This is a genomic window from Chryseobacterium glaciei (assembly GCF_001648155.1).
Taxonomy (GTDB): domain Bacteria; phylum Bacteroidota; class Bacteroidia; order Flavobacteriales; family Weeksellaceae; genus Chryseobacterium; species Chryseobacterium glaciei.
On sequence record NZ_CP015199.1, the window covers coordinates 1388751 to 1399821 of the forward strand.

The 11071-nt window shown below is 34.6% G+C and carries 9 protein-coding genes; 5 read left to right on the forward strand and 4 right to left on the reverse strand.

Annotated features, from left to right (window positions below):
* Positions 1–4: 4 nt before the first annotated feature.
* From A0O34_RS06185 to A0O34_RS06195, 3 genes are all read right to left on the reverse strand, one after another.
* Positions 5–1090: a 2Fe-2S iron-sulfur cluster-binding protein gene (locus tag A0O34_RS06185; protein ID WP_066752564.1), complete on the reverse strand. Its 1086-nt coding sequence runs from the start codon at positions 1088–1090 to the stop codon at positions 5–7.
* Complete coding sequence (locus A0O34_RS06190; protein ID WP_082891246.1) at positions 1087–2406, reverse strand: phenylacetate--CoA ligase family protein; 1320 nt, start codon at positions 2404–2406, stop codon at positions 1087–1089. The genes A0O34_RS06185 and A0O34_RS06190 overlap by 4 nt, the downstream gene beginning before the upstream one ends.
* A 252-nt stretch (positions 2407–2658) precedes the next feature.
* Complete coding sequence (locus A0O34_RS06195; RefSeq protein WP_066752569.1) at positions 2659–3237, reverse strand: TetR/AcrR family transcriptional regulator; 579 nt, start codon at positions 3235–3237, stop codon at positions 2659–2661.
* A gap of 347 nt (positions 3238–3584) precedes the next feature.
* On the opposite strand from A0O34_RS06195, the gene clpB reads away from it, so the two are divergent.
* From clpB to A0O34_RS06220, 5 genes are all read left to right on the forward strand, one after another.
* Positions 3585–6179, forward strand: a complete 2595-nt coding sequence (gene clpB / locus A0O34_RS06200; RefSeq protein WP_066752573.1) for an ATP-dependent chaperone ClpB — start codon at positions 3585–3587, stop codon at positions 6177–6179.
* 220 nt (positions 6180–6399) lie between these two features.
* A complete protein-coding gene (locus A0O34_RS06205; RefSeq protein ID WP_066752576.1) occupies positions 6400–6960 on the forward strand; it encodes a hypothetical protein in 561 nt (186 codons plus the stop codon).
* A gap of 46 nt (positions 6961–7006) precedes the next feature.
* Positions 7007–7654 carry a hypothetical protein gene (locus A0O34_RS06210; RefSeq protein WP_066752579.1) on the forward strand — a complete coding sequence of 216 codons (648 nt, stop codon included), beginning with the start codon at positions 7007–7009 and terminating at the stop codon, positions 7652–7654.
* Between the two features lie 29 nt (positions 7655–7683).
* A complete protein-coding gene (locus tag A0O34_RS06215; protein ID WP_228394358.1) occupies positions 7684–8418 on the forward strand; it encodes a sensor histidine kinase in 735 nt (244 codons plus the stop codon).
* The gene (locus A0O34_RS06220; protein ID WP_066752590.1) at positions 8415–9059 is read left to right on the forward strand and encodes a response regulator transcription factor; all 645 of its coding nucleotides are present in this window, start codon (positions 8415–8417) and stop codon (positions 9057–9059) included. The genes A0O34_RS06215 and A0O34_RS06220 overlap by 4 nt, the downstream gene beginning before the upstream one ends.
* A gap of 81 nt (positions 9060–9140) precedes the next feature.
* Here the strand turns inward: A0O34_RS06220 and A0O34_RS06225 are convergent, their stop codons facing one another.
* Positions 9141–11006 carry a M1 family metallopeptidase gene (locus A0O34_RS06225; RefSeq protein WP_066752592.1) on the reverse strand — a complete coding sequence of 622 codons (1866 nt, stop codon included), beginning with the start codon at positions 11004–11006 and terminating at the stop codon, positions 9141–9143.
* Positions 11007–11071 lie beyond the last annotated feature (65 nt).

The window sequence follows — 11071 nt, forward strand, 5'->3', positions numbered from 1 at the left end:
AAAATTATACATCATAATTAAGCATCACCACATTGGTTGTCGGGTGACATTGGCAAGTAAGAACAAATCCTCTTGCTACCTCGTCTTCGGTAAGCGCGAAATTTTTCTCCATGAAAACTTCCCCTTCCAAAACCTGCGCTTTACACGTACAACAAACCCCTCCTTTGCATGCAAAAGGTACAGGAAGATTGTCTTTCAATGCTTTATCTAAGATACTCTCTTTTTTAGAATTAAGGTGAAACGAATATTCATCATCATCGATGATCACCGTTACCATACTTTCTAAGTTAGCAATTGCCTTGAATTCATCGCTCATTTCCTCAGAATTTTCTTCGTCAGGCGCGGTGAAATATTCAAATAAAACCTGAATAGCAGGTACTTTTTTATCTTTCTTTAAATAATCTGCAATCCCTTTAATCATTTCTGAAGGTCCGCAAATGAAGAATGTAGATTCTTTAACATCAATATCTGCATATCTTTCAAATAAATGATCTAATTTTTCAGGAGAAATTCTTCCTTCAAAAATCGGATCTTCATGCTGCTCACGGCTTACTAAATAAACAACTTTCAGTCTTCCGTTAAAAGTTTCAACCAATTTATCGATTTCAGTCTTTTTCATCACATGATTCATACTTCTGTTGCTGTAGAACAGATAAGCGTTTGAATTAGGCTCTTGATAAAGACTTTCTTTGATATTTGATAAAACCGGAGAAATTCCGCTTCCCGCCGCCAAACCAACATAAGTTTTTACGTTTGTCGGGTGATAAGATGTATTAAAACCGCCCATCGGAGGCATCACTTCAAGAACTTCATCCATGTGAAGATGCTCGTTGAAATAACCTGAAACTTTTCCATTTTCTAAAAGCTTAACCAATACTTCCAGCGTGTTGCTTTTTTCACTCGGAGCATTGCAGATAGAATAAGAACGTCTCTCTTCGTTTCCGTCGATCATCATTCTGAAGTTAAGATACTGCCCCTGCTTGAATCTGAATTTATCCTTCAGTTCCTCAGGAATTTCAACGGCTACATTGACTGCGTCGTTGGTATCTTTCTGAACCCTTACAGTTTTTAATTTATAAAATGAATTCATTTTGTTTTTAGTATTCTATTAATTTTTCCACCTTCGCACTTAGGCAAACTGTCCTGAGTATGAATTTTCACTTTTGTGGTGATTCCTACTCGCTTTTTTATTTCGTTTTCTATACTTTTTCCAAAGTTTCCGACAAAAATAGTATAATCATCGGTATTTATTTCAATTTGTTGCGCTTTCACAAATTCATCATCAATTTCCAGATCGATATCAAGAGCAACACACATTTGTTCTTTCTCAATCGGTGTTAAATAATAATTCGGAACTACTCCTTCCACATGAGAAAATGCTTCTTCAATCTGACTTGGATACACATTTACGCCTCTCACAATCAGCATATCATCGGCTCTTCCAAGAATTGGTTTCATTTTGACCATTGTTCTTTTTGAGTTTTCTTCATAATAAAGACTTGTGATATCGTTCGTCCAATAACGTAAAAGCGGCATTGCTTTTTTCGTCAAAGTTGTAATCACCAAAACCCCTTCTTCACCAAAAGGAACGGGTTGTTTTGTAATCGGATCTAAAATTTCAGGATAAAAATGATCTTCCCAAATATAAGAACCCCCTTTTTCCTCAAAATCTTCCATCGAAACTCCTGGTCCGATAATTTCACTTAATCCATAAATATTAGTAGCGTGAACACCCAATTTTTCTTCAATGTGATGTCTTATAATTTCCGTCCACGGCTCTGAACCTAAAACGGCATATTTTAAACTGATTTCGTCTGCTGAGATTCCTCTTTTAGCAAATTCATCAGCGATTGTTAAAGCATAAGAAGGTGAGCAACAGATCACTTCCGGTTTAAAGTCTATGATTAAATCAACCTGTCTCGTTGTCATTCCTCCTGAAATCGGAAGAACGCTCATTCCTAATTTTTCTGCTCCGTAATGAAGTCCAAGCCCGCCCGTGAAAATTCCGTATCCATAAGCGTTATGTAACTGCATTCCCGGTTTTGCTCCGGCTGCATTCAAAGATCTTGCTACGACTTCGCTGAATAAATCAACATCTTCTTTTGTATATCCTACTACCGTTGGTTTTCCTGTTGTTCCGCTTGAACAGTGAATTCTCTGTAATTCATTCTTTGGAACCGTAAATAATCCAAACGGATAATTGTCTCTTAAATCCTGTTTGTAAGTAATCGGTAGTTTTGTAATATCTTCAATTGTCCTTATTTCCTGTGGAGATATTCCTAATTCATCAAATTTTCCTTTATAAAAATCCGACTTCTCCTCAAGATAACCCACCAAATCCACCAATCTTTCCGACTGGAGCTGTCTCAATTGGTCGAGCTGTAAGTATTCAACTGAAAAATCCACATTCATGACTAACTAACATTTGTTAGGTGTAAATTTAAAAAGAATTTGGGAGCTGACAAAATTTTTATGACTTTCGTCATATTTTGAATGATTCTAAATAATTAAGGCTAGAAATTATAGTGTGATTTGTCATTCAGAGCGGAACGAAGTGGAGCGTGGAATCTATACATCGTTTTTGTTGTAGCTGTCGAGATTCCTACGGATGACAAAGATTTTGGTTAAACCTTTGTGCAAAATCTTTAAGATTGAAAATTACTGTTTGTGATTTCCTAAAAGACCAAAAAGAACTTTATCCCTAATTTCATCAGTAATTTCAGTAGTGGATTCTATATTTCTTTTGAACCAGAAATAAGAATTGTTTAATGTATGAAGAATAAATCTTGTAGTAAAAGTAGATGATTTGAGTTCCCAGTTTTCGGCTTGATAAATTTCAGAAATCAGTTCTTCTACTTCCTGTTGATATTTTTTTCTTAATTCTACGAATTCGGGAAGTCTTTCCTCCAAATGTTTCCATTCATTAGAATAAATATGCGTAACATCACGATTTCTAAGAACTATTGATAAATGTTTATCGATGAATAAATTTAATTTATCTTTTGGATTGATGTCTGTATTTTTCACCAACTGAAGTTCGTCAAAGAATTCCTGAGCGATGCCAAAACAAATCCATTCCAGAATTTCTTCTTTAGAACGGATGTGCGCATATAAAGAAGCAGCTTTAATATTAAGCTTTGTCGCCAAGTCCCTCACAGAGCTGCCCATATACCCTTTCTCTTTGAAAAGTTCTACGGCAACGTCTAGTATTTTCCTTTGTTTTTCTTTTAACTCCATCTGGTAAACGCAAAAGTAATTATTTTGATTTTAATCTGTAGTTTTTTGAGCAATAAAACCCAGAAAAGTTTTAGGTTACATTTTAACACTGACGATTTTTCCATCATTTTAATTCAAATTATTATGAATCGGAAATTTTGTCGTTTTGTTTTTAATTAAAAATGCATATTTCGGAAATTATGTCTTAAATATTTGAAAATTTAATAATAGAACACTTTTTGCGATAAAGTAATCGAATTAAATGATAAATAATTGATAGCATTAAGAAACTGAGCCTTGAAATTTGGTTTCTTGATGTTTTTTAAGAAAATTAGACCAGATGTAACCATTACAAAAAATATAAAAATATGAACTTAAATCAATATACAGTAAAATCACAGGAAGCCATCCAGGCAGCACAGCAAGTTGCCATGGAATTTGGCAATCAAAGCATAGAACCTCAACATTTATTGGAAGGAATCTTTCAAATAGATGAAAATATATCGCCTTTCTTATTAAAAAAATCTGAAGCAGATGCCAATTTGGTAAGAGAGCGAAACCGTGAAAATTTAGAAAAGCTTCCAAAAGTACAGGGAGGAAATATTTACCTTTCACAATCAGCAAATAAAGTTTTGCTTGATGCTCCCAACATCGCCAAAAAAATGGGTGATGAATTCGTAACGATCGAACATTTGTGGCTTTCACTTTTAGAAACCAATTCTGAAGTGTCGAAAACATTGAAAGATATAGGCGTTACAAAAAGTCTTTTGGAAGGCGGAATTAAAGAATTAAGAAAAGGCAGTACTGCGACATCTGCAAGTTCAGAAGAAACCTATCAATCCTTAAAAAAATATGCTAAAAACTTCAACGAATTAGCAGCAGAAGGAAAATTAGATCCAGTTATTGGTCGTGATGAAGAAATCAGGAGAGTTTTACAGATTCTTTCAAGAAGAACGAAAAATAATCCGATTTTAATTGGTGAACCTGGCGTTGGTAAAACTGCCATCGCAGAAGGAATTGCCCACAGAATCATCAGCGGAGATATTCCTGAAAATTTGATGGATAAAACGTTGTATTCATTGGATATGGGAGCGTTGATTGCCGGTGCAAAATATAAAGGAGAATTTGAAGAAAGGTTAAAATCAGTTATCAATGAGGTTACAAAATCGGACGGACAAATTATCCTTTTCATCGACGAGATTCATACTTTGGTCGGAGCCGGAGGCGGTGAAGGCGCGATGGATGCTGCAAATATTCTAAAACCAGCCTTAGCAAGAGGAGAATTAAGAGCGATCGGTGCGACAACTTTAAATGAATATCAGAAATATTTTGAAAAAGATAAAGCCCTTGAAAGACGTTTCCAGAAAGTAATGGTGGAAGAACCGGATACTGAATCTGCAATCTCGATTCTTCGTGGAATTAAAGATAAATATGAAGCTCACCACAAAGTAAGAATCAAAGATGAAGCGATTATTGCTGCGGTAGAAATGTCTCAACGATATATTTCAGACCGATTTTTACCGGATAAAGCGATTGACCTTATTGATGAGGCTTCGGCTAAGTTGAGAATGGAAATCAATTCAAAACCTGAAGAATTGGATGTTTTAGACAGAAAATTAATGCAGATGGAAATTGAATTGGCTGCGATTTCACGAGAAGGCAATCAGACAAAAATTGACCATTTAAAAGAAGATATTTCGAAAATTTCTGAGGAAAGAAATGAAATTAATGCTAAATGGCTTAAAGAAAAACAAAAATCTGAGGATTTAACACAGATTAAAAAAGATATTGAATCTCTGAAATTAGAAGCAGAAAGAGCTTCAAGAGCAGGAGATTACGCAAAAGTTGCTGAAATTCAGTACGGAAAAATAAAAGAGAAAGAAGATGCTTTGCAAAAACTAGAATTAGAAATGCAAAATCATCAGAATGAATTGATTAAAGAAGAAGTAACCGCAGACAACATCTCTGAAGTCATTGGAAAATGGACGGGAATTCCTGTAACCAAACTTTTACAATCAGAAAGAGAAAAATTATTACATCTTGAGACAGAACTTCATCACAGAGTTGTTGGTCAAGAAGAAGCAATCGGTGCGGTTGCAGATGCGATCAGAAGAAACAGAGTTGGATTGAGCGACGAGAAAAAACCAATCGGATCTTTTCTTTTCTTAGGAACGACAGGTGTTGGTAAGACTGAACTTGCAAAAGCGTTGGCTGAGTTTTTATTCGACGATGAAAATAATATGACGAGAATTGATATGAGTGAATATCAGGAAAGACACAGTGTGTCTAGACTTGTTGGTGCGCCTCCGGGATATGTTGGATATGATGAAGGCGGTCAATTGACGGAAGCAGTGAGAAGAAGACCTTATTCAGTTGTGCTTTTAGATGAAATTGAAAAAGCGCATCCTGATGTTTTCAACACGTTGTTGCAAGTTTTGGATGATGGTCGTTTGACGGATAATAAAGGTAGAGTTGTAAATTTCAAAAACTCGATCATCATTATGACTTCGAATTTAGGTTCGCACATCATTCAGGAAAATTTTGAGAATATTACTGAAGAGAATCAAGATGAAATTGTTGATAAAACTAAAATTGAGGTTTTCGATCTATTGAAACAGACGTTACGTCCAGAATTCTTAAACAGAATTGACGAGACCGTATTGTTCCAACCTTTAAGAAAAAAAGAAATTGGAAAAATCGTTCAATATCAATTGAGAGGTTACAATGATCTGTTGGCAAAACGAAATATTATCATGACTTCTACTCAGGATGCTGTAGATTATTTAATGAACAAAGGTTATGATCCGGCTTTCGGAGCAAGACCCTTGAAAAGAGTAATTCAACAGGAAGTTTTAAATAAATTATCCAGAGAGATTCTTGCAGGAACGGTGAATGAAGGCGATAGAATCACATTAGATTATTTCGAGGAAACAGGTTTGGTGTTTAGACCTGCTGAAAAATAAGTAGTTTTTTTCATATATATTATTTTTGTAATAAGTGCTGTAGACCCAATCTACGGCACTTATTTTTTTATACAAATACGCCCAAACACTTAATAATTTTAATTAAACATAACAATCCGTAAAATCACGGAGAATTAATAGGAAAAAAACGTATCATTTAACATAAAAAATTTACGAAATTTGCAATACCAACTAACATTCTACTATAAAAGCTAACATTATGAAAACAAAACCTATCTTTAACGGAGACACTATCGAACTAACTGATGCTCCAAACACCATGTCTTCAGTATTTGTTAAAAAATTAATTGACAACTATCGTGATAATCAATTAGTTGCAATCAATACTAAATTCGGAATTCAAGATGCTCATTCTATCCGTTTCGATTTAACAACTTTGAAAAAATTCATTTCAGACATTGAGAATGAAGCGCAAAAAGTAAATCCAGCAATTACTGAAAATGATCTGGGCGTTAGATTTTACTACGCAGCATATCCACAGGCTAACAACTGGGATATCATGGAAGATACTCCGATCGGAACAAACTACGCAGGAAAACATACTTTAGTAATGATTCCAACATTAAAAATGGGGAATGCTGAAGGAGAAATTTTAAGCTATGACTTCAATCCTTTGGATGCTTCCACCTATAATCAAAACAATGATAATGACGGCGAACAGGAAGAAGTAATGGCTATGAATAAAGCTTTAACAGCTGTTTTATGTCAAAACCACGGAAACCTTATACCACCGGATGATAAAAAAGTTGAAGAATACTAAAAATTTTAATTAATATTAACGTAACAATATTTTAAGCATAAACACAATGACTGATTTCCAAAAATTGATATACGAATCTATGTTCTGGAGCGAGGGTATCGCTGCATTAATATCCGTTCTGTATTACAACCGTATAAAAAACCAATATTGGAAATACTTTGTGTTTTATCTGATCTTCATTTTCCTGTGTGAAGCTGTAGGAAAATGGGGAGGTAAGTTCATGGATTATGATAAAGCCGCGTTTTACAATTATTTTGTGATTCCCGTTCAGTTTACATTTTTCTATTGGCTGTACGCCTCAAAATCTTTTGGAAAGCCCAAACTCTTCATCACTTTATCCTTGGTCTATTTATTATCATTTATCCCCAGTGAGCTTCTTTTTTCAACAGATAAAGTCATGTTTTCTTTAAACTATACTTTAGGCTGCCTGATCTTGATGATCCTCGTAGTCATGGAATATTATCAACAGGTTAATTCCTCAAACATCCTGAATTTCAACAAAAACCCGATGTTTTATATTAATCTGGGCGTGACGTTATTTTATATCGGAACCTTACCTTTCTGGACGTTTTTTGCTTTTATTAAAACCTATAGAGAGATTTACGATATTTACTTTGCCTACTTTCTTATTTCAGGAATTATCATGTACTTATTATTCTCAATTTCATTCATATGGGGAAAACAGAGCTCTTAATAACGTTAATCCTATTCAACATATTTTTTGTGTTGTTTGTCGCCGCGATCATGGTTTATATCCGAAAATATAAGCAGCGTAAAAAGGAATATTTAACTGAAATTGAAATAAAAAACGAGATCCATCAGAAAGAACTTCTGGCAACACAGTTGGAAATTCAGCAGGCGACCATGCAGCAGATCGGGCGTGAGCTTCATGATAATATCGGACAGAAATTAACCCTTGTAAGCCTTTACACTCAGCAACTTTTATACGAAAATAAGGTTCCTGAGGTGAGTGAAAGAATAGAACAGGTTTCACAGATCATCAACCAATCTTTACAGGATTTGAGGAGCCTTTCAAAAACATTGACGGATGACAATATAAGTCAAAAGGAAATCGTAACTTTAATACAGGAAGAAGTAGACAATACCAACAGCTTTAAAAAGTGTAAAGTAAATTTTCAGCATAATTTCGAAAACCTTGATTTAGACTTTGTTCAGAAAAATATGCTTTTAAGAATTACTCAGGAATTCATTCAGAACAGTATAAAACACGCAAAATGTAAAAATATTTTCATTAATCTTAACACTTCAGATGAATCTTTTTGGGAATTGAATATCAAGGATGACGGCTTGGGATTTGACCGTTCGAAGATCACTTCAAACGGAATCGGTTTAACCAACATGAAAAACAGAGCCGAGATCATCGGGGCAGATTTCAGCCTTGAAAGCCAGAAAAACCTCGGAACTACACTCAATATTATTTTAAAAAAACAGCCATGAAAAAAACTATAGTTATTGTTGATGATCATGTACTTATCGCAAAAGCTTTAGAAGGAATTATTGATAATTTTAAAGATTTTGAAGTAATTTATGTTGCTGAAAACGGTAAAGATCTCATTCAAAAATTTGAAAACAACAGCAAAATTCCGGATATCATTCTTTTAGACATCAGTATGCCGATTATGGATGGTTTTGAAACTGTATTTTGGCTCAAAGAAAATCATCCGAACATCAAAGTAATGGCGCTGAGCATGCAGGGTGACGATAAAAGTGTCATTAAAATGATCAAAAACGGAGCAAAAGGATATTTACTGAAAAATACCCATCCAAAAGAACTTGAGAATGCTCTTATTAAATTAAATTCAGACGGTTTTTTCTATCCGGAATGGGCTTCAAAGATCATTTTCTCCAACATGAATAATGATAAAGGCACTGAAAACGGAGTAAGAATTTCTGACCGTGAAAGAGAGTTTTTACGATACACTGTAACCGAACTCAGCTATAAAGAAATTGCCGATAAAATGTGCTGCAGTCCGAGAACAGTTGAAAGTTACAGAGATCAGCTTTGTGATAAATTAGACCTAAAAACGCGTGTTGGCTTGGCGGTTTTTGCTATTAAAAATGGTTTTGCGGAATCATAATTTACATATTTTCAAATAAACATTTAAACATAAAAAATCCTTTTCAGACCGAAAAGGATTTTGTTTTTTATTTAATTATTTCTATAAATTCTTAGAATTATCTGCCGGTGTATAATCCATAAAAAGACCGCCGTCTAAATTCACAGATTTCACTTTCTTTTTAATAGGAATCGTTAAAACAGCCTGTTTTTGATCTTTCTCCCAAAGTGATGGCGGGAAATGAAGTTTTTCCACAGTTCCGTCTTCATAGGTCAATATCGCTTCAAAAGGAATGGCAAAACCTCCCACATTATCAATATTAACGGTTAAAAGATCATTTAGCTGAGAAACGTTGGCGATTTTTAAATCAATATAATTATTGGTGTAAAACCAGTTATTGAAAAACCAATTTAAGTTTTTCCCTGAACCTGAATTCATTGAGTAAAAATAATCCCACGGAATTGGGTGTTTCCCATTCCAGTTATCCATGTAATGATGTAACGCTTTTTTGAAAACCTCATCACCTAAATAATCTTTCAAAGCCAAATAAGAGAGAGATGCTTTTACATAAGAATTATTTCCATAACCTGCTCCACTTACCTGCGTACTCATAGAAATAATCGGTTGGTCTTGCTCTGCAGAAGGATCGTTGATCCATTTTTTAACCCTAAAATTTTGATAGAATTCTTTGGCTGCAGCTTCTCCGTTTTCATCAATTCCGATTAGATATTCCAAAGTTGTTGCCCAACCTTCATCCATAAAAGCGTAACGCGTTTCGTTGATGCCCATGTAGAAAGGGAAATACGTGTGCGCAATTTCGTGATCTGCCGTTAATCTCGCATCCTGAAAATTATCCGGAACCGTTGAATCATTGATCATCATTGGATATTCCATATCAGCATACCCTTGAATTGCCGTCATTACATTGTACGGATATTCTACACCCGGCCAGTTTTTTGAGAACCAATCCAGATTATAACGCATCCAGTCTACATAATGTTCAAAATCTTTTGTTCCTGCTTTGTATCCGGCCTGAACACTTGCTCTTTTTGTTTTTAACTGAACACTTGCCGCATCCCAAACATAATGATTGCTTAATGCAAAACAAAAATCGGTGATATTATTGGCCTTAAATTTCCAAATATTCCATTTATTAGGTTTGGTTACTTTCCCCGATTTCATCTCCTGCTCGGTAGCAACGTGTATTACTTTGTCACTTTTTAATGAAGATTTATATCTTTTTAAATATTCCGGTTGAAGAACTGCATCAGGATTTAAAAAATCTCCCGTTGACCAAACCACATAGTTTTTCGGAGCCGTGATCGCGAAACTATAATCATTAAAATCGTTATAAAACTCCTGTCTGTCCGAGTGCGGAAGCATATCCCAACCATTGTAATCGTCGTACACAGAAATTCTTGGGAAAGAATAGGCTACATAAAAAGTTTCGGGGTCAATTTGCCCTTCTCTTCCACTTTGCACAGATAACGGATATTCCCATTCAATTTTAACCTCAGCTTTGGCTTTAGATTTTAAAACTGAATTTAATTTTACTTTTTCGACTGTTCCCCAATCTTCACTATTCACTTCATATTTTTCACCATTTACGATAAACAATTTGATGTGTAAACCTGAAGACAAAAAGTCTTTGGAAACAGATCCTGACCTCGGCGACTGTGGTTTATGTAAATTATTAACAAATCTTATCGCTAATTCATCCAAATCTTTTGGGCTGTTGTTGGTATAAATAATTGTCTCTTTTCCGGAAACTATTTTAGTATTGGCATCAACCTTTACATCAACTGTATAAATCCCTTTATTTTGCCAATAATTTTTCCCGGGAGCTCCAGAAATATCTCTTGTTCCATTTTCATACGCTTTCTTAATATTTCTCGGCATATACAGTTCCTGCGCAGAAGAAATCTGCCATGAAGTGATCATTATTAATCCGAAAAGTAATTTGTTCATTTCTCTACATTTAAAAGATAGGTCTCAAAATTAAGGAAATTGTAACAGACAGCCATCAATTCTTC